Genomic DNA, 19,431 nt, shown 5'->3' on the forward strand with positions numbered 1-19,431 from the left:
TGCTCTAAGCGGGTCTTCCTTCCTTGCTGGAGGTAACGAGCGGATTCGAACCGCTGTACGAGCTTTTGCAGAGCTCTGCCTAGCCACTCGGCCACGTTACCGTGTTTCGGAGTGCAAATATACACATCTTTTAATACAGTCAATACTTTTGGTCCTGTTTTTTCCTGATGGACATAAAAAAAGAGCCTCTTTGCAGAGGCTCTTTTTGAGAATCAGGTAGTTACCTACCTAAAATTATTCAGCAGATTCTGTGGCAGAAGCGTCAGATTCACCGGCTTTCTCAGCACGGGCTTTGGCAGCCGCGGCTAATTTTTTCTCGCCGGCTTCTTTTTCGCTTTCCATCATTTGGTCTTTCAAGGCAGAAAGGGCATCCAGGTCACCTAAAGTAGAACGAACTTCTTCTTTCTTAGGAGCAGCTGGGGCGGCAGTTTTGGCAGCGCCGGCAGCAGGAGCATCTTTCTTCTCAAATTTCTTTCTCTTCGCATCTTCTGGCTGGGCAGTGTGCACGGCAGTGTGCGAAAGAACGATCTTACGATCATCTTTAGAGAACTCGGTTACTTTGAAGTCAAGCTGCTCACCTGCTTCAACGGCAGTACCATCTTCTTTAGACAAGCCTTTAGGGAACGCGAAACCTTCAATACCGTAAGGCAGCTCTAACGTAGCACCACGGTCAGATTTCTCCAACACGGTTGCTTTGTGGGTAGAACCTACAGTGAACACGGTAGCGAAAGTATCCCATGGGTTCTCTTCCAGTTGTTTGTGACCAAGGGCCAGACGACGGGCAGCAGCATCAAGCTCCAGAACCACTACGTCTAATTTGTCACCAACTTTCACGAACTCAGATGGGTGCTTGATTTTCTTAGTCCAAGACAGGTCAGAAACGTGTACCAGACCGTCTACACCTTCTTCCAGTTCAATGAACAGACCAAAGTTTGTCAGGTTTCTAACCACACCTGTGTGCTTAGTTCCAACGGCATATTTGGTCAATACATCTTCTTTGGTCCAAGGATCTTCGGTCAACTGCTTAATGCCCAGAGACATTTTGCGGTCGTTACGGTCCATGGTCAACACAACGGCCTCAATCTCGTCACCTTGTTTGATGAAGTCTTGTGGGTTGCGCAGGTGCTGAGACCATGACATTTCTGATACGTGGATCAAGCCTTCTACGCCTGGCATCAGCTCTAAGAACGCACCGTAATCTGCTACGTTCACGATCTTGCCTTTCACGCGTGAGCCAACTTCCACCTCGGCAGGAAGAGCATCCCAAGGGTGAGCAGTCAATTGCTTCATACCCAAAGAAATACGTTTCTTGTCGTCGTCGAAGTCCAGCACTACCACGTTTACTTTCTGGTCTAGCTCCAACACCTCTTGCGGGTGGTTGATGCGGCCCCATGAAATATCTGTGATGTGGAGTAAGCCGTCTACGCCACCCAGGTCGATGAACACCCCGAAGTTGGTCATGTTCTTGATCACACCTTCCAACACCTGTCCTTTTTCCAGGTTGTTGAGGATAGCGGCACGCTGCTGCTCCAGATCTTTCTCGATCAGGACTTTGTGCGAAACTACTACGTTGTCAAAAGCGGCGTTGATTTTCACCACTTTCACTTCCATTTTCTTACCCACGTACACATCAAAGTCGCGGATAGGTTTCACGTCAATCTGTGAACCTGGTAAGAACGCTTCTACGCCGTAAAGGTCAGTGATCAAACCACCTTTTGTTCTGCGTTTCACCACGCCTTCCAGAACGGTGTCGTTCTCAAGGGCGCTATAGATTCTTTCCCAAGCTTTTACGATTTTAGCTTTCTTGCGAGACAGGATCAACTGACCGTTAGGGTCTTCCTGGTCTTCAATGAAAACCTCCACCTCATCACCGATTTTCAGCTCCGGCATGTCACGGAATTCTGATACCGGCACCAGACCATCAGACTTAAAGCCGATGTTCAGGATCACGTCGCGGTCAGTGATACCAACTACGGTACCTTTGATCACTTCCTCTTCCTGAACGGTGTTCAGGGTGTCGGCATACATTTGTTCCATTTCGGCTCTCTGCGCAGCAGAGTAGCTTCCACCGAAACCCTGAGACTCAAACTGGTCCCAGTTAAAATCATCTACATTTGCCATATTGCTATGCTGGTTCACTAAAATAACACCAAGTTACAGAACCACTTAACCCGGTGTAGCTTATGTTACATATCCTGTACCCTACCGGAGACAGGAGCATTCACCCTGAATGCGCCGCAAAGGTACAAATTTTTCTCTTTTAATCTACTTTCCTGCTCAAATTCCTTGACGCTCAAGCTCCTTGTAATCCGTCGTTCTTCTGCGTTTAGGGGCTGTTTTTGGAAAAACAGCCCCTAAACGCAAATACATGTTCTCTTCTTGGGCAGGCTCTCCAGACTCCGCTATCTGGGGGAGCCCATCAAGTGCAAGGCTTCCCTTTCCGGGGAGATGGTGATGGAAGTAAACTTATTCTTCACTTGCAGTCTTTTTGAATTTCTTGCTAGAGAAGCACCTCAAATGATTAATTCTTAGTAAGGCTAACACAGTATGCCCTAATTACAATAGAGATCAGGCCCGCACCCGCTCAGCCAGGAAAGGCATCCAGGCGTGGTCGGTGTCTTGGATGCCGTCGCGCAGGAAAGAGACGAGGGAAGGCTTGAAGGGCTTGCGGCGCAGCTTCATCTCCACTTCCTCCGGGGTACGGTCGCCTTTGCGGGAATTACAGCGCGAGCAGGCTGTTATGAGGTTGTACCAGGTGCTCTGCCCACCGCGTGAGCGGGGCAACAGATGGTCTAGCGTCAGGTTTCTGGTGGAGCCGCAGTACTGGCACTGGTTGCGGTCACGGCGCATGATGTTCTGGCGGGTGAGCGATATTCCTTTATACGGCACCCGCACGTAGCGGTGCAGCCTGATCACCAACGGGCGCGGGTACGTTTGCCGCACGGTGCGCAGTACATTCAACTGATCTTCCGCAATCAGTTCTGCTTTCTGGAGGTACAACAAGACAAAGGCTTTGTGCAGACTGCACGTAGCAATAGCGGAGTAATCTTGATTGAGTAAAAGTACTTTCTCATTCATACGGGTTCCTGCTCGTTAGATCCTTGAAGTAAGATACGTAAAATAATCTTACCTTGGGTTTACTAACTGATTTTCAGGCCCTCGTGTTACAGAGAATTAGTCAGGGAGAATGCGTTTGATAATGCGCAGCTTATGGGAGTACCGTTTGCGGTCGCGGTTATAGATGCCGTGGTGGTCCAGCTGGTCTATGCGCACCTCGCCGGAGGCATGGATGATCTTCTGGTCTTCCAGCACAATGCCCACATGGATGATGCGGCCTTCCTCATTGTCAAAGAAAGCGACATCGCCGGGGCGGGTCTGGGCCACGAAATGCACCTCCTGCCCGTGCTCCACCTGCTGGTAGGCATCGCGGCGCAACTGGTAGCCGCACAAACCATACACCTGCTGCACAAAACCGGAGCAGTCAATCCCGAAGATGGATTTGCCGCCCCACACATACGGCGCCCGCATGAACTGCAGCGCCATTTTCTGCAAAAAGTTCTCGCGGTACGGCAGCGCCGGATTGGTAGCCCTACCGTTGTACAGCATCCGTTCCTCCCCCACCCGTATGCTCATGCCATCAAAAAAGGGCAAAAGGCTGCCTAGACCTATGGGCGTAACGCAATTGCTGCTGCTCACGGTTTGCACAATGTCCATGGACCGGGCGTGTTTTCCCTCTTTCCACTCCTGGAAATATGCATCAGAAACCGGAAAGTGCTGCTTGAAGTCAATCCAGCCCTCATAGCCATCTGCCACGTTCCTGATCTGGAACCACTTCTCCTGGGTCAGCAGTACCTCATAGCACTCCCCAAAGACCAGCTGGGTGATCTGTTCGCTTTTGTCTGATGGTTCGCGGCGCACGGGCACCAGGCTCAATTTGCAAATCCCGAAGTTCAAGGGTTATTAGGAATTAAGAACTGAGAATTATGAATTTAAATATCAGCACGCTGCTGGAAACAGGAATAGGGTTAGGAGATTCGAATTAGATGATGATCCACCCATTCTTAATCCTAATTCTCAATTCCTGATTAATTAATACCGTTCGCGGGCCATTTCGCGCTTCACGTCGCGCTCTTTAATGTCTTCGCGCTTGTCATAGAGTTTCTTTCCTTTGGCCAGAGCGATTTCCACTTTGGCAAAACCCCGGTCACTGATGAAAAGGCGCGTAGGAATAATGGTCACCCCTTGCTCCTGGGCTTTGTCGCGGAGCTGCTTCAGCTCGCGCTTGTTCAGGAGCAGCTTGCGGTCGCGGGTGGGTTCGTGGTTGTAATGGGTTCCCTCTGTGTATTTGGAGATAGTGACCTGGTGCAGGAACAGCTCATTGCCATGGAATGTGCAGTAGCCGTCTGAAAGGTTCACATTGCCTTCCCTGATTGATTTGATCTCGGTGCCGCGCAGCATAATGCCGGCGGTGTACTTCACTAGAAACTGATACTCATAGGAGGCCCGCCGGTTAGAGATATTCACCGTTTTCTGCAGCCTGTCTTTCTCTTTTGATTTCGCCATTTAGTTTCTACTGTTCTTCAAAAGTCGGTGGATCTTCTCTTTTTTCAAAATTTTTTGCCCGGTTTGGCCCGTCGCCACCAGCCGTTCGCCGGCCTTCACCGCTATGTGGCAGTACAGCGCATTGCCGCTCAGGGTTTTGAACGTAGCCTCCACCAGAAGATTTTCGCCCAGAAAAGCGGGGCTGTGGTGGTCAATGTGCAGCATGGTGCCAATGCCTTCTTCGTCGGGTTCCTTCATGTCCAGCACAAACAGCCTAGATGCCCATTCCATGGCCTGCGCCAGGGAAAAAGTAGAGCAGACGGGGTGCACCAACCCTGCTTCGAACTGCGCGAAATCGGCTTGGGTGACAAGTTTATGAAAGGCCTTGGTGTCTCCTTCCTTGAACGGGTTATGCATAATTATAGAGCATTACAGAACCAAGATTAAGAATTTCTACGCATATTCAGGCCACAATTCCATCATCTTTCCTGCTATGAAAACACCTCTCCTGTGCCTGCTGCTGGTATGCGTGGGCGCCACCCTGGCCTACAGCCAAACCAAAACCGATAAGTTCCTGACCCAGCTGCTGCAACAACATTCTGATAAGTTCAAGCGGTTTTTGGAGGCCCCAGACAAGTACAAAATCCAGATCCTCTATACCCAGATAGACCGGGACAAGAACAACAAGCCCTCCTTCAAGACCTACCATTACCAGGTAAACGCCGCCCATTATTTTAACCCTGCCAGCACCGTGAAGTTGCCTGCTACGTTGGTGGCGCTGGAGAAGATTAACCGCCTGAACCTGCCGGGACTCACCAAGGAAACCGTCATGCTCACCGACAGCGCCTACCAAGGACAGACCAAGGTGCTGGAAGACAAAACGTCGGCCAATGGTTTCCCGTCCATTGCGCACTACATCAAGAAAATCCTGGTCACCAGCGACAATGACGCTTACAATCGTCTGTATGAGTTAATTGGCCAGGAGCCGCTCAACGAAGAACTCAAAGCCAAGGGGTACAGCAGCATCCGTCTGCCCATACGGCTGGCGCGTTTCCTGCCCATTGAGCTGGACCAGTACACCAACCCCGTCAGGTTCTTGCAGAACGGTCAGGTGGTTTACCAGCAAGGCCCGGTGAAGAGTAACAAAGACTACAAGAACCCTACTCCTATTCTTATGGGCAAGGGCAACATGACCAATGATGACAAACTGGTGATGGAACCCCGCGATTTTGCCTATTCCAACACGTTTGCGCTGGAAGACCAGCACCTCATGCTGCGAGCGGTGCTCTTCCCGGAGACGGTGCCGGCCAAAAACCGTTTTAACCTCACCCCAGAAGATTACCGCTTCCTGTACCAGTACCTGTCGCAGTTGCCCCGCGAAACCGCTTACCCGCCCTATGACGAGAAAGAATACCCAGATTCGTTTGTGAAGTACCTGCTCTACGGCGGCCCCACCCGCTCTGAACGCATCCCGGAGCACATCCGGATTTTCAACAAGATTGGCCAGTCGTTCGGGTTCCTGACGGATAACGCCTATGTGGTAGACTTTAAGAATAATGTGGAGTTTATGCTCACTGCCACCGTGCACGTGAACGAAGACGAGATCTACAACGATGGCAAATATGAATATGACTCGCTGGGCTTCCCGTTCCTGCGGGATTTGGGGCAGGTGGTGTATGAACACGAGCTGAAGCGCAAACGCCGCCACACGCCTGACCTGAGCAAGTTCAAACTCACGTATGACAAACCCAATCCATAACAAGTAAAAGGAAAGTCCCCGCCTGAAGTGCTCAGGCGGGGACTTTCCTTTTAAGACGAATATAACCAGATTAACGGCTGGCGCTGGAGCTGCCGTCTACGTTGCCGCCATCTTCCACGCTGATGTTTCCTTTACGGCCACCCGCGTTCGGCTTCATGCCTGGGTCCAGTTCATCGTGGCCCGGGTTATCGTTCACATCGTCGGGCAGCGGGAGTTTGCCTACTGCCTCTGGGGTACGGCCTGGTTCTGCCTGGTTGCTTACAGTATTCTGGTTGTTGTCTAGGTTTTTATTTTTTTCGTCAGCCATGGTTTTTCTCTTTTAGGTGATGTTACTTTCCTAAACTTTACGGGAAATAGCTGGAAACGGATACCAATCACGCCCCAGCCTCACAACTGCCCTTTGCGTTTAGGGGCTGTTTTTCTACAAATGGCCCCTAAACGCACCGCTCTGTCTTGGTAGATTAAACCAATTACTCAAACAGCAGCGGCTCGCCTATTGCCAGAATCTTCAGTTTACCGGGTATCTGTCCGGCGGCTTCCATCTTCTGCAACCGGCGCACGGGTTCACCCAGGGGTTCATCAGACAAATCAAAGGTGCCGTAGTGCATGGGCACGAGTGTGTTGCCGTTCAGATCCCGGTAAGCCTGCACGGCTTCTTCGGGGGTGGTGTGGCTAGGCTTCATGATGAACGCCGGACTATAGGCACCCACCCCTAAAATGCAAGTATCAATTTTGGGGAATAGCTTCCTGATTTCCTGGTAATGCCGGTCATACCCAGAGTCGGCACCGAAGTATAGGGTCTGCTTGGGGGTCTGCAGCATAAAACTTCCCCACAGGATCTTGTTGTTGTCTGTGAGGCCGCGTTTGTGCCAATGGTAGGTGGGCAGGAAAAACACCTGCGGCTGCTCCTGCGGCACGTTGTACTTCTGGTACCAGCCCGCCTCCTGAATGGTAATCCCCGGCAACCACTTCTGGATTAACGCCTGCATCTTGAGAGAAGTAAGGACCGTGAAGGAGTGCGTCTGGCGGAGTTTCTGCAGGCTTTTCTTATCGCAGTGGTCAAAGTGACCGTGCGAAAGCAAGACATAATCCAGCTTAGGAAGTTCCTCCGGTGGCACGGGCAGCGGCACTTTGCGCTTCATGTAGGAAACCCCGTAAAACACCGGGTCGGTGAGAAACGTCACACCGTTTAACCGGATGAAAAACGTGGCGTGGCCCAGCCAGACCATGCCATCTTGTTTGCTTTTCAGAAACTCCCGAGGGTCTGCCATGGGCGGAAGCCAGGCGTCCAGCTTTTTCTCTTCGCGCTGCGGATTTTTCGTGAGCTGCCACTTGAGGGCCAGCAGCATAGATTGGTTTCCCTGCCCATATTCGCCGGTAAAGCGCCCATTATGCATAGGGTTACCTTGCCAGCCCGGCCTGATGGTGCGCAAGGCCGGGTTCTTCAATTTCTGATCAGCCATAGAAGGTTTCTACGTGGTGGAGTTCAACGGGTAAGTACGTGAATCTGCCGGCATTTGTAAAGTGTCGGGCAAAAAGAAAAAGCCCGACACCATTTGGCCGGGCTTTCCTTTTCTGATTATTGATTGATCGTTTAGGGGCTGTTTTTTGAAAAAGAGGCTCTAAACGCAAGGCTTAGTGGAAGAACAGATAGGCCAGGCAGATAGCGGCAATGACACCGGCTAAATCGGCGATGAGGCCGCAGGTAAGCGCGTACCTTGATTTACGGACCCCCACGGAGCCAAAATACACCGCCAGAATATAGAACGTAGTCTCCGTTGAGCCTTGAATGGTAGCCGCCACCCGGGCCACAAAGGAATCTACGCCGTAGGTCTGCATGGCCTCCACCATCAACCCGCGGGCGCCGCTGCCGCTCAGGGGCTTCATGAACGCCACCGGCAAAGCCTTCACAAAGTCTGTGTTCATGCCCATCAGCCCAAACAGATAACCCAACCCGTCTACCAACAGGTCCAGCGCCCCAGACACCCTGAACACCCCCACGGCCACCAATATGGCAATCAGGTAAGGAATGATGGTCACAGCCACGGAGAATCCTTCCTTGGCGCCTTCAATGAACGCCTCGTATACATTCACCTTCCGGATGAGCGCCAGCCCGATAAAGGAAACGATGATGCTTAGGAGAATGACGTTACTGGCCACCTGCGAGATGAGTCCGATCTGCTCCTGAGAGATGGTGCTGAAGTAATAGATCAACCCGGCAATAAGCAGCAGCAAGGAGCCCACATACGCCAGAATGACTTTGTCAAACAGGTTGATGCGCTGGTAAATGGCCACCGTGGTAAGCCCCGCCAACGTGGAAAAGAACGTGGCCAGCAGAATGGGAATAAAGATATCTGAAGGATCTGCCGCTCCCATCTGCGCCCGGAACACCATAATGCTGATAGGGATAATGGTTAAGCCCGATGCATTGAGCACCAGGAACATGATCTGCGCGTTGGAAGCGGTTTCCTTGTCTGGGTTCAGTTCCTGCATCTCCTTCATGGCTTTAAGCCCCAGCGGAGTGGCGGCGTTGTCCAGCCCCAGCATGTTGGCCGAGAAGTTCATGAGAATGGACCCGAACACGGGGTGGTTCTTGGGCACCTCGGGGAACAGGCGGTTGAAGAACGGCCCTACCAGTTTGGCGAAAATAGCGATGATGCCGCCGCGCTCCCCCACTTTCATGAGCCCCAGCCACAGCGTCATGACCCCGGTTAAGCCCAAAGAGATTTCGAAGCCGGTCTTGGCGTTGTCAAAAGTGCTGGAGACCATCTTCTGGAAAATCTCAACATCCTGGAAAAAGATGAGCTTAAACAGCGCAATGCAGAAGGCGATAATGAAAAACGCCGCCCACAGATAATTTAAAACCATGAAAAAGGGTTTGAGTAGTTTGGTTGAAGCGGGGAAGTTACAAATCTGGAGCAGAATAATCGCAAGAGCTCCATACCCAGAAAGGCATTTTCTTTTGGAGCTTTTTCATACCGGTGCGTTCAGGCCAAGGCACGCCAACAGAAAATCTCATGATCATTTTGCGTTTAGGGGCTCTTTTTCAGAAAACGGCCCCTAAACGCAAAAACCAGTGAAGTTGCAGGAACTTCACTGGTTTTGCCTTGCCTCAATGACTGTTACGCGTACTCCGGAATCCGCTCCACGCCCAGGCCGGGTTTGCCGTTGGGGCGCATGATGCCGTTTTCCAGCAGAAAGCCGCCGGTGACCACGTCACGGGCCAGGTCCAGGCTGCCATCCAGGTCAATGTACTTGGTGTTGGGGCAGGAGAACGCCGCGTGCAGCGCCGCCGAGATGCTCACAATGCTCTCATCATTACAGCCCCACATGAGGTCAATGTTGGCTTGCTGGGCAATGGACGCAATCTGCCGTCCGGCGTACACGCCCCCGCATTTCATGAGCTTGATGTTGTAGATGCCGCAGGCGCGCGGCGCCGAAGCCAGCCGGAACGCATCTGACGGGGAGAGCAGTGATTCATCGGCGGCCACCAGGTCTTTCACGGCATCGGGCAGAGCCCGGAGTTCATCAATGATGCTGGCTTTAAGTGGCTGCTCTATCAGTTCAATGTCTAAGAGGGCGGTTTGGGCGCAGAAACGCTCCAGGTCCTGCGCGGTGTACCCCTGGTTAGCATCTATCCTTATGTGAACGCGGTCTTGGTACACCTCGCGCAGTTTCACCAGACGCTCCACGTCCTGCTCCACGGTCTGGCCGGTCTTCACCTTGAGGTGCGTGAAGCCACGGCCCACGTATTCCTCGGCCTCCGCCAGGGTCTCGGCCACGTCTTTGATCCCGATGGTGATGGACGTAGGCAGTGCCTTCAGTCGCTGGCCCAGAAACGACACCAAGGGCACCTGCAGGTACTTGGAGAACAAATCATGCAGGGCGATGTCCAGGGCGGCGCGGGCGGCGGGGTTGCGGGGCAGACGCTGAGGCAACTCATCGCAGAGCAGCTGGAAATGCCGGATGTCCTGCCCAATGAGCCACTCCAGATTTTCGGGCTGCAGCGCGGCCCAGGTCTGGGACAAGGCCTCTCCCACTACTTCCTTGCTGGGGTTACCGGCGCCAATGCCGCTCAGTCCGTTTTCCAGGGTGATCTCCACCAGCACGTTCTCCACCGCCGACACGGTTTTGAAAGCGATGGTGTAGGGACGGGTTAAATCCAGGTTTGCTTTCCAGACGTTGATCTCTCTGATTTTCATACGCTTGCCACCTCCTTGTTTACTATTTCCTTTACCAGGTCAATGATGGGCTCAACGCCATCTTCCAGGGGCAAGACCACCGGCAGCCCCAGTTCTTCCTGGTACTGTCGCTGGTACTCGCGGGCCTGCTCCAGGGTTAAACCGGCGGTGTTCAGGGTTACGGCCAGCACTTTGGCGCCATATAATTCAATGAGTTGGATCTCTGTGGAGATGGGCGGAATCTTGAAACCGAGCGCTTCATTGTCGTCAAAGTAAATGCGGGCCGGGGCGTGTTGCAGCACCACGTACTTCACCTGCCCAGACACTAAGTATTCAGAGCCGCAGGGGCCGCTGGGGTTGCGCAGCGCGGCTTGGCCTTCCACAAAAAACACATCGGGTTGGTGGGTTTCATAGCTGCTCAGGATGGCGTGTTCCAGTTCCCCAGACACGAAGTCATTGTAGGTGGAGTCCAGGATGAAGCCCGTGCCCCGCCCCTGCATCCAGCCGGTTTGGCCGGTGAAGATCATCTGGGCTTTGAGACCGGCGGCCTCGGCGGCCTGAGTGAGCAGGCGGGTGGTGGTGCGCTTGCCCATGCGCACATCGGTCCCCAGAACGGCTACGCGCGGGGCGGGTATGTTTTTGATTTTGCCGGTCCAGAAATGGAGTTCGCTTTTAGGTTTGGGCTTGCGCACGTCAATGAGCTGCACCCCGTGTTCCTGCGCCAGCACAGATAAATCTGGCATGTCTGAAAGGTACTCGTGGAGGCCGCTCACAATGTTCATGCCCTGGCGGATGGCCTCAGCAATGGTCTCTTTCATGCTGGCCGGTAGCTTGCCGCCCTTTGGGGCGATGCCCACCAGACAGTACTGGGCCGTTTCGGGGCTGTTTTTCAGGAAATCGGCTAAATCTGCGTACACGGGGATGCCGCGTTTCTTCCCGTCTACCACCTCGCCCGCATCCTGCCCCGCCGACACCGCGTCTATCACGCCCACAATGCGGAAGCGTTCCGTGCCCCTTATTAGGCCGTGGGCAGTCTTGGCCGGGTACTGGTTGAGTAAACCATTGGTGAGAATGATGGCGTTTCCATCCATAGTTGTAAAGCTGAGGGTTTAGAAGAATGAGGGAAAAGTAATTATCTGAATTGGCGTTTAGCGGCCGTTTTGGGAAAAAGAGCCGCTAAACGCACCGGAGTTACAGCACCAGCCCGTGGAAGAGCTCTGGCTTAGGTTTGCTCAGGTCATACAGAAAGCCGTTGACCACCGCGTAGCGCACCTTCCCGGCCTTGTCTTTGAGCAAAAAATTAGCGGCGCGGGCCAATCCCAGCGCATGGTTCACCCGCCCGGCCACCGACAGCACGTTCAAAGGCAGGTCTACGGGGTTGGCATTGAGGGGCAGGTTGCGCACCCGCACGGTGGTATAGCCGGCGGCCAGCAAGTCTTTGGCTTTGGCGGCGGTGAGGTCAGCGATGTTGTCCAAGGTGGTTTCTGAGACTTTGCCCGGCACCAGGGTAAGCCCCTCGGCGTTGAGTTCTTCGTAGCCATGGAACACGCGCATGTCGCCAATCTCGTCAATGGAGCTGCGGTGGTAGAAACCCTGGGGCGTGTTGGCGCTGGCCTCGTTGCGGTTAATGCCCAGGTCCAGCAAAGTACTGCGGCCGTCCTGCTGGTACCGCACGTTGCGCAGCACGAAATCATAAAGGTAGCGCTCGTTCTGCGGAATCTTGAAGTAGTCTTTGACCTCGTACTTTTTGTAGCCCTGGTCCCCGATCATCTGCATGGCCGCCAGAATAGCCGCGAAATTCACCTGCCGGATGTACTGCTTCTCGGGGTCTCCGCGGTACCCTCCAGATTCAATAAGGATAAGGCTGGTGCCCCATTTCTGGATGTTATCGCCGAAGGCGCGGGGTTCATGGTCATCTGAATATTTGGCCACCTGCCCGGGCAGGAACTGCTGGATGCCTTCGTTCAGCCCCGCAATGGTCCGCATGGCCCGCTCACGCACCTGGTTCACGCTCTGGGCATAGTCATAGGCGGGTGCCAGGAAAGAAATTGTGGCGGTTTGGGGAGTGGTGCCTACGGTGTAAAGCCGGCTCTGGTCATGCAGGTTAAACCCAAAGTCCGGCTTGAGGCTGTCGCGGAGGCTTTTGAGCAAGACGGCCTCGGGGCTTTGCAGGCGCAGGGCATCGCGGTTCAGGTCAATGTCCAGCGCGTTGCGGCGGGTGAACCGCTCTGCCCCGTCTGGGTTGAGCATGGGAATGAAATACAGGGTGTTGTTTTTCAGAATCTCCTGCCGCAGCGGGTTCAAGTCATCTGAGGCCTGAAGAAAGTTGAAGATGTCAAATAAGGCCATGGTGGCCGTAGACTCATCGCCGTGCATCTGTGACCAGAGCATGATCTTGGTTTTACCGGTGCCGGCTTTCACCAGGTACAGGTCACGGTCTTCCACAGATTTACCCACCACCTGCACCTGAAACAGTGGGTTCTGCTTCAGTTTCTCCAGCAAGGGCACTATGTCTTTGTGTTTGAAGCGCCGATGCGTGATGGAAACTTCTTTGTATTTGGCGTGATGGTCAAACGCTTGCCGGGCGTTGCGGGCCACGGGGCTGTTCTGCTTGGGGGTGGGATTACTCTGGCACTGGGCCCCTACTACGGTCATGAATGAAAGTAAGAAAAGAAAGATTTTCCGCATTATACCACAGGGTTTGAGTGGTGATGGCCGAGACAGCAACAGAAGCGTCATTGCCCCGCCTATATTTCTGCGGGTAATGTACCCATGAAATCCGGGTTGAGAAAAAACATTTTAAAAAAATTTCTTATTGCACGTATTTCAGCCGCCGGTATGGCAACACCTACGCCCTTTTGGTAAAGAAATAGCAGCAAAGGCAGGTTCTGTTTCCTAAGAAGGAGACGAAGGATTTGTAGTATCCCGCAACCAGTATTAGACTAATGTTGCGTTTAGAGCCTCTTTTTCCAAAAACGGCCGCTAAACGCAAATCAAGTTTTTACACCTTCAGCCGTGGATCTGGGCTGGCGTATTGGCTGGTGAAATCGCCGGCCAGGTACTGGTAATGGGCGGCCATGGCAATCATGGCGGCGTTATCTGTGCAGTACTCAAAGGCGGGGATGTACACATTCCAGCCGTAGCGTTTGGCGTAGTCCTGCATGGTGGCCCTCAGCCCAGAGTTAGCCGACACCCCGCCCGCGATGGCGATTTCCTTGATGCCCAGCTCCTTGGCCGCCAACACCAGTTTTTTCATGAGCGTCTGGATGAGGGCGCTCTGGATACTGGCGCAGATGTCGGGCAGGTTCTGGGGCACGAAGTCTGGCTGGGCGGCAGTATTTTTCTTCACGAAGTTGAGGATGGAGGTCTTGATGCCGCTGAACGAGTAGTCATACCCGTCCAGGTTCACGATGGGGAACTGAAACCGGTCTGGGTTTCCGGTGGCCGCCAGTTTGTCCAGCACCGGCCCGCCCGGGTAGGGCAAGCCCAGCAGTTTGGCAGATTTGTCAAACGCTTCGCCCACGGCGTCATCGGTGGTTTGGCCCAGCACCTCCATGTCCAGGTGGCTGCGCACCAGCACAATCTGGGTGTGGCCGCCGCTCACGGTGAGGCAGAGGAACGGGAAACTGGGTTTAGGATCGTCTATGAAATGGGCCAGGATGTGGGCCTGCATGTGGTTCACCTCAATGAGCGGCAAGCCAAGCCCCAGCGCGAACGATTTGGCAAAGGAGCATCCCACCAGCAGCGCGCCCAAAAGTCCGGGCCCGCGGGTGAAAGCCACCGCATCTAATTGGCTTTTTGCTATATTTGCTTTTTGGAGCGCCTGTGAAACCACCGGGATGATGTTCTGTTGGTGGGCCCTGGAGGCTAACTCTGGCACCACTCCGCCGTATTGCTCATGGATTGCCTGCGTGGCTACAATGTTTGACAACACGCGGCCGTTCTGAATAACAGCCGCCGAGGTTTCATCACAAGAAGATTCTATTGCTAAAAGTGTAGGGTTCATATTCCGTTGGAGACGCAAAACCAAGAAGAGACGCAAGAAAAAAAGAAAAACTACCCGCAAGTTATAGCAAAAGCTCTGTTAAAAATAATTCTGGGCGTGCTTCTGGTGGTGGTAGTGGTGGTGGGAGGCCTTGCCCTGGCCCTGCGTTTCCCGGCTGTGCAGACCAAGGTGGCCCAGAAAGCGGCCAGTATCCTCTCAGAGACCATCAACCACCAAGTCACCATTGGCCGGGTAGACATCCGGTTTTTCAAGAGCGTCCTGTTGCAGCAGGTGCGCGTGCTGGACCGCCAGAAGAAAACCCTCTTCTACATCGGCGAAGCCGATGCCGACATCAGCTTCTTCAACCTCTTCCAACCCAACAAACTCCACATTGCCTCGCTCACGCTCACGGAGCCCGAGGCCAACCTGATCAAGTACAAGGGCACCGACACCTTGAACATGAGCACGTTCATCACGTCACTGGCCAACCTCATCACCAAAGACACTGCTCAGGCCAGCAAACCTTTTGATTTTAAGATTGACGAGCTGGTGCTCAGGAACGGCCACTTCACGTACCACAACTACAATGATCCCTTCACGCCCTACGGCGTAGATTACCAGCACCTGGACCTGGAGCGCATCAGCGGGAAGTTCTCTGAGATTGACATCAAGGGAGACACCATCCATACCCGCATCACCAGCCTCACCACTATTGACAAAAAATCGAAGACCTACCTCAAGGACCTGGACACGCGCATGACCTTCGCCCCCACCTTCTGGGAGTGGGACGAGCTGAACCTACGGGTGAATAACAGCCACCTGGCCCGCTACGTGCGCTTTGACTACAACGTGTTCTGGGACTTCAAGGAATTCAACGACAGCATGAACGTGACCGCCACCTTTGACAGCACCTACGTGACCTCAGATGACATTGCCCTTTTTGCCCCGGTCATGAAAGAGTGGAACGAGAAGGTGCTGCTCTCCGGCAAGGTCAAAGGCAAAGTCAAAAACTTCCGGGCGCAGGACGTAGACATTCGGTACGGGCAGTACACGCATATCACCGGAGACATCTCGGCAGACGGCCTGCCCGATTTTAAAAACACCTTCGCAGATCTGGTGCTGGGCCCAAGCTCTATCAATGCCCGTGACATTAAGCACTTCCTGCCTAAGAATGCCTATGACATGGCCGCGCGGGCGGGCACCGTGAAGTTGGAGGGCGAATTCACCGGGTTCTACAATGACTTTGTGGCCAACGGGAGTTTCCAGAGTCCGCTGGGCAATATAGTGTCAGACATCAACCTCAAGTTTGACAAGAACAACATTGACCGCTCGGCTTACCGGGGTTACCTCAAAACCAATGGCTTTGACGTGGGCGGCCTGCTGGGCGACCGGAGTCTGCTGAAGAAAGTAGCCTTGGACGGACGCGTACAGGGGAGTGGTTTCAGCCTGGCCACGGCCCAACTGAACATTGACGCTACTATCAACGCCCTCAACCTGAACAACTACAACTTTAGGAACATAGTGGTCAACGCAGATTTGAGCCGCCAGACGTTCAACGGGGACCTGCGCATCAATGACCCCAATTTAAGCATGGCTACCTCGGGCCAGATCAATTTGCAAAATAACCGCCAGGTGTTTGACCTAAGGGCGAACGTGAAAAAGGCCAACTTGAAAGCCCTGGGCTTCACGGACCAGGGTATTGTGCTGTCCACCAACGCAGACGTAGATTTCACGGGCATACAACTGGATGAGATTGCCGGTCTGGCGCAGTTCAAGAACACCCAACTGTCTTATGATGGCAGAACCGTAGCCATTGACTCCCTCACCATTGAATCCCACTTTCATGATGGCATACGGGAGCTGCACGTGGGCTCAGAGGTCTTGGCGTTACGGGCGGGCGGAGATTTTAAGTACACCACGTTTTTCAAAGACCTGCAAACGCTTTACCAGGAGTACCGCCTCAACCTGGAGAACAATCCGGTCAAAATCGCGAATTACTACCGCCGCAAGCCACCGGTGGCTCCCGTTCCCTATTCAGTAGACTTGGAAGTTCACTTACGGCACCTTGACCCTGTACTGCAGACCTTTGCCCCCGCCCTCTCTATCTCAGACTTTTCCACTTTAGAGGGTACTTTCCGTCAGGGGCCAACCTCTGTTCTGTCGTTCGTGAGCCAGATGGACACCATCCGGTACGGTAGCAACGCTTTCTACCAAAATAACTTCGAACTCAACTTTTCCAAGCTCTGGAACCACCCAGATGTACTGGCCAACGCCATTGTTACCTCAGATCGGCAGCTTTTAGGCGGTGCGGGTGATACGGAGAAGCTTTATGTGGAAAGTGTCTGGAATGAGCGCCTCATCAGTTTTTCCAGCAACATTGCCCAGACCGGCACCACCAACCGCGCCAACATTAGCGGGAACGTGTCCTTTGAGCAGGACCAGATTCAGATTGTCTTCAACCGGTCTAACATCAACGTTCTGGATAAAGTCTGGGCTATCTCGCCCAACAACACCATTGTACTGGACGGCAGCACCATCCGATTTGAGAATGTCACTTTCTCCAACGGGCCGCAGAGCATCAATATCTTTGGGATTCTGTCTAAGAACCCGGAAGACCTGCTTACGGTGAATTTAACTGATTTCAGGCTGGAAAACCTCAACCCGCTCCTTCCCGACCAAATCAACGGCCGCCTTAACGGCGAAATGCAGTTGCGTGACCTGTATAATGAACCGAAGTTCACCTCTACCCTGGCGGTAGATACATTCATGCTGGACCAGCAGTTGATAGGAAACATTGCGGGCACCACCAACTGGGACAACCCCCACAAGCGCATGAACGTGAACCTGGGCATCAGCCGCGAAACCAAGAAAGTGCTTTCGCTTACTGGTACTTATACCCCTTCCGGTGGCAACCAGGAACTGGACCTACTGGCGGTTCTGGATGATGCCCAACTCAAACTGGTGGAGCCTGTGCTAAAAACCATCATGTCTGATCTGGGCGGTACCATGGACGGACGGGTTCGGATTTCCGGAAAACTAACGGGCCCAATCCTGAAAGGCTCTGTCATGGTAACCGATGGTGCCTTTGTCTTCAACTACCTCAATACCAAGTATACGTTCTCAGACCGCGTCTTCTTCACAGAAAATGACATCTCCTTCCAGAACGTAAGGATACGGGACATCTATAACAACACGGCCATCCTGAACGGGGGTATCTTCCACGATGGGTTCAGCAACATGGTGCTGGACCTGCGGGCACGCTTTAGCCGGTTCATGGTCTTGAACACCACCCGTGCGGATAACCCTATGTACTTTGGCACCGCCTTCGCCACCGGTGAGGTAACCGCGTTGGGCTCCACGTCAAACCTACAGGTGAACATCACGGCCCGTTCTGAGGAGAAAACCAGCATCTCGGTTCCCTTAGACAACACCACGGCGCTGGAACGGCAGAATTTTGTTTCGTTCGTGAACAACAACCCCGCTAAAAGGGACTCCACCGTCACAGACACCCTGGTGGTCAGAAAAGAGGCGGACCTGAGCGGCATTAGACTTAACTTCAACCTGGAAGTAAACGAGAATGCCTACCTGGAACTGATCTTTGACGAACGCACCGGTGACATCATCAGGGGCCGGGGCCGGGGAAATATCCGCATGGAAATTGACACGCGCGGCGAGTTTGCCATGTACGGGAACTATGAGATTGTGCAGGGGCGCTACAACTTTACGCTGTTGGGGGTCATCAACAAAGAATTTAACGTGCGCCCGGGCGGCACGGTGACCTTCAACGGAGACCCGCTGGAAGGGCTCCTGAACATCACGGCAGAATATACCCAGCGGGTGTCGCTGGAACCCATCTTAGCCAACCTGGATGCGCAGCAGCGGCAATCTGCGGCGGCCCGGTCACGGTACCCGGTAACGGCGGTAATGGATTTGGATGGTCCGCTTACCACGCCGCAGATTCGCCTGAACCTGGAGTTCAATGACACGCCCAGCCTGCTGGAAGACCAGATCACCCGCTACCTCAACAACATCAGGAATGACGAACAGGAGCTAAACCGGCAGGTCTTCTCACTGCTGGCCTTCAAGCGTCTCTCTGCCCAGGACGAGTTTCAGGTAGGCATAGGCGTGGGCGATTTGGGCAGCAGCGTGGGCGAGCTGTTCTCCAACCAGCTCAGTTACTGGCTGTCGCAGATAGACACCAACCTGGAGGTAGACATTGGGGTGAGCGGCTACGGAGACCAGGTGCTGGATGACGTGCAGTTGCGCCTGAGCTACACCTTCCTGGAAGGCCGCCTGAAAGTAACCCGCGAAGGCAGCGTGAACAACAACCGCTTTGGCAACAACCGCTCCACCGCCGCCGGCGACTGGGCCGTGGAATATTACCTGAGCAAGAGTGGCCAATTGCGTCTGCGGGCCACTTATGAAACCACCCCGCGGGACTTTGAGGCCAATGCCACGGCCAGCCGCCAGACGGTGAGCGTGCTGCACCAGGCCAACTTTGACCGTTTCGGGGAGCTCTTCCGCCGCCGTAGGCTGAGCAAACGCGCGCAGAGAGCCGCAGAGCGTGAACGCATGCTCCGCATTGAAGACGATGCTCCTACCCCCCGCCAAAACCTTTAAGTGCGTTTAGGGGCTGTTTTTCTAAAAACAGCTCCTAAACGCACAGACTCTCCGTTGTGAAACGGTCTGTTTCCCATTGAAGAAACTTCCCCTTAGCCCCTATGACCAAATAGGCAAAACTTAACGTTAGCCATCCAGCTACCCTTTTCACCTCCGCTAGCAGATAGTCCGGTTAAATCATATTGTCAGGTTTTAATCAACTATAAATTCCCCGAACTATTTAAATAATTCGTCCGCAAACTTTCCCGGCATATTTTATTTAAACCATTAGTTTATAGAGCTTAGCTACATCTTTCCTATAGCAAATCACATCGCTACCTCATAACACACAAAAAGGTTGCATT

General features: G+C 53.4%; 14 protein-coding genes and 1 tRNA gene. 2 read left to right on the forward strand and 13 right to left on the reverse strand.

The genetic code is table 11. The annotated features are described in order from the left end of the window. Positions 1 to 27: 27 nt before the first annotated feature. The 6 genes from EFA69_RS18105 to EFA69_RS18130 all read right to left on the reverse strand — a co-directional run bounded on the left by EFA69_RS18105 (position 28) and on the right by EFA69_RS18130 (position 4,959). Positions 28 to 101, reverse strand: a tRNA-Cys gene (locus EFA69_RS18105). A 133-nt stretch (positions 102 to 234) separates the two neighbouring features. Then, entirely contained in the window at positions 235 to 2,121 is a 1,887-nt protein-coding gene (rpsA, locus tag EFA69_RS18110; protein ID WP_123134468.1) for a 30S ribosomal protein S1, read from the reverse strand. Positions 2,122 to 2,568: 447 nt separating this feature from the next. Beyond that, positions 2,569 to 3,078, reverse strand: a complete 510-nt coding sequence (locus tag EFA69_RS18115; protein WP_123134469.1) for an HNH endonuclease — start codon at positions 3,076 to 3,078, stop codon at positions 2,569 to 2,571. Positions 3,079 to 3,174: 96 nt separating this feature from the next. After that, positions 3,175 to 3,954 carry a C40 family peptidase gene (locus EFA69_RS18120; RefSeq protein ID WP_245964626.1) on the reverse strand — a complete coding sequence of 260 codons (780 nt, stop codon included), beginning with the start codon at positions 3,952 to 3,954 and terminating at the stop codon, positions 3,175 to 3,177. A gap of 135 nt (positions 3,955 to 4,089) precedes the next feature. Continuing rightward, the gene (gene smpB, locus EFA69_RS18125) at positions 4,090 to 4,563 is read right to left on the reverse strand and encodes an SsrA-binding protein SmpB (protein ID WP_123134470.1); all 474 of its coding nucleotides are present in this window, start codon (positions 4,561 to 4,563) and stop codon (positions 4,090 to 4,092) included. Beyond that, the gene (locus tag EFA69_RS18130; protein ID WP_123134471.1) at positions 4,564 to 4,959 is read right to left on the reverse strand and encodes a thioesterase family protein; all 396 of its coding nucleotides are present in this window, start codon (positions 4,957 to 4,959) and stop codon (positions 4,564 to 4,566) included. A gap of 76 nt (positions 4,960 to 5,035) precedes the next feature. On the opposite strand from EFA69_RS18130, the gene EFA69_RS18135 reads away from it, so the two are divergent. Further along, entirely contained in the window at positions 5,036 to 6,301 is a 1,266-nt protein-coding gene (locus tag EFA69_RS18135) for a serine hydrolase (RefSeq protein WP_123134472.1), read from the forward strand. A 70-nt stretch (positions 6,302 to 6,371) separates the two neighbouring features. On the opposite strand, the gene EFA69_RS18140 is transcribed toward EFA69_RS18135, so the two are convergent. The 7 genes from EFA69_RS18140 to tsaD all read right to left on the reverse strand — a co-directional run bounded on the left by EFA69_RS18140 (position 6,372) and on the right by tsaD (position 14,488). After that, positions 6,372 to 6,608: a hypothetical protein gene (locus tag EFA69_RS18140; protein WP_123134473.1), complete on the reverse strand. Its 237-nt coding sequence runs from the start codon at positions 6,606 to 6,608 to the stop codon at positions 6,372 to 6,374. Positions 6,609 to 6,771: 163 nt separating this feature from the next. After that, positions 6,772 to 7,764: an MBL fold metallo-hydrolase gene (locus tag EFA69_RS18145; protein WP_123134474.1), complete on the reverse strand. Its 993-nt coding sequence runs from the start codon at positions 7,762 to 7,764 to the stop codon at positions 6,772 to 6,774. A gap of 172 nt (positions 7,765 to 7,936) precedes the next feature. Further along, positions 7,937 to 9,169 (reverse strand): nucleoside recognition domain-containing protein, encoded by a 1,233-nt coding sequence (locus tag EFA69_RS18150; protein WP_123134475.1) that lies wholly within the window; start codon positions 9,167 to 9,169, stop codon positions 7,937 to 7,939. Between the two features lie 254 nt (positions 9,170 to 9,423). Then, complete coding sequence (locus tag EFA69_RS18160; protein WP_123134477.1) at positions 9,424 to 10,503, reverse strand: mandelate racemase/muconate lactonizing enzyme family protein; 1,080 nt, start codon at positions 10,501 to 10,503, stop codon at positions 9,424 to 9,426. Beyond that, a complete protein-coding gene (locus EFA69_RS18165; protein ID WP_123134478.1) occupies positions 10,500 to 11,573 on the reverse strand; it encodes a DUF1611 domain-containing protein in 1,074 nt (357 codons plus the stop codon). The genes EFA69_RS18160 and EFA69_RS18165 overlap by 4 nt, the downstream gene beginning before the upstream one ends. Before the next feature lie 100 nt (positions 11,574 to 11,673). Then, positions 11,674 to 13,137 (reverse strand): M14 family metallopeptidase, encoded by a 1,464-nt coding sequence (locus EFA69_RS18170; protein ID WP_123134479.1) that lies wholly within the window; start codon positions 13,135 to 13,137, stop codon positions 11,674 to 11,676. 346 nt (positions 13,138 to 13,483) lie between these two features. Beyond that, the gene (gene tsaD, locus EFA69_RS18175; protein ID WP_123134480.1) at positions 13,484 to 14,488 is read right to left on the reverse strand and encodes a tRNA (adenosine(37)-N6)-threonylcarbamoyltransferase complex transferase subunit TsaD; all 1,005 of its coding nucleotides are present in this window, start codon (positions 14,486 to 14,488) and stop codon (positions 13,484 to 13,486) included. Positions 14,489 to 14,494: 6 nt separating this feature from the next. On the opposite strand from tsaD, the gene EFA69_RS18180 reads away from it, so the two are divergent. Further along, positions 14,495 to 19,087, forward strand: a complete 4,593-nt coding sequence (locus EFA69_RS18180; protein ID WP_123134481.1) for a translocation/assembly module TamB domain-containing protein — start codon at positions 14,495 to 14,497, stop codon at positions 19,085 to 19,087. Positions 19,088 to 19,431 lie beyond the last annotated feature (344 nt).

This window comes from Rufibacter immobilis (genome assembly GCF_003721565.1).
In the GTDB taxonomy this organism is placed as follows: domain Bacteria; phylum Bacteroidota; class Bacteroidia; order Cytophagales; family Hymenobacteraceae; genus Nibribacter; species Nibribacter immobilis.

What these genes read in the sequence shown, in the direction of transcription:
- rpsA (WP_123134468.1), bottom strand. Translation starts at nt 2,121, where the DNA reads ATGGCAAATGTAGATGATTTTAACTGGGACCAGTTTGAGTCTCAGGGT.
- EFA69_RS18115 (WP_123134469.1), bottom strand. Translation starts at nt 3,078, where the DNA reads ATGAATGAGAAAGTACTTTTACTCAATCAAGATTACTCCGCTATTGCT.
- smpB (WP_123134470.1), bottom strand. Translation starts at nt 4,563, where the DNA reads ATGGCGAAATCAAAAGAGAAAGACAGGCTGCAGAAAACGGTGAATATC.
- EFA69_RS18130 (WP_123134471.1), bottom strand. Translation starts at nt 4,959, where the DNA reads ATGCATAACCCGTTCAAGGAAGGAGACACCAAGGCCTTTCATAAACTT.
- EFA69_RS18135 (WP_123134472.1), top strand. Translation starts at nt 5,036, where the DNA reads ATGAAAACACCTCTCCTGTGCCTGCTGCTGGTATGCGTGGGCGCCACC.
- EFA69_RS18140 (WP_123134473.1), bottom strand. Translation starts at nt 6,608, where the DNA reads ATGGCTGACGAAAAAAATAAAAACCTAGACAACAACCAGAATACTGTA.
- EFA69_RS18145 (WP_123134474.1), bottom strand. Translation starts at nt 7,764, where the DNA reads ATGGCTGATCAGAAATTGAAGAACCCGGCCTTGCGCACCATCAGGCCG.
- EFA69_RS18150 (WP_123134475.1), bottom strand. Translation starts at nt 9,169, where the DNA reads ATGGTTTTAAATTATCTGTGGGCGGCGTTTTTCATTATCGCCTTCTGC.
- EFA69_RS18160 (WP_123134477.1), bottom strand. Translation starts at nt 10,503, where the DNA reads ATGAAAATCAGAGAGATCAACGTCTGGAAAGCAAACCTGGATTTAACC.
- EFA69_RS18165 (WP_123134478.1), bottom strand. Translation starts at nt 11,573, where the DNA reads ATGGATGGAAACGCCATCATTCTCACCAATGGTTTACTCAACCAGTAC.
- EFA69_RS18170 (WP_123134479.1), bottom strand. Translation starts at nt 13,137, where the DNA reads ATGACCGTAGTAGGGGCCCAGTGCCAGAGTAATCCCACCCCCAAGCAG.
- tsaD (WP_123134480.1), bottom strand. Translation starts at nt 14,488, where the DNA reads ATGAACCCTACACTTTTAGCAATAGAATCTTCTTGTGATGAAACCTCG.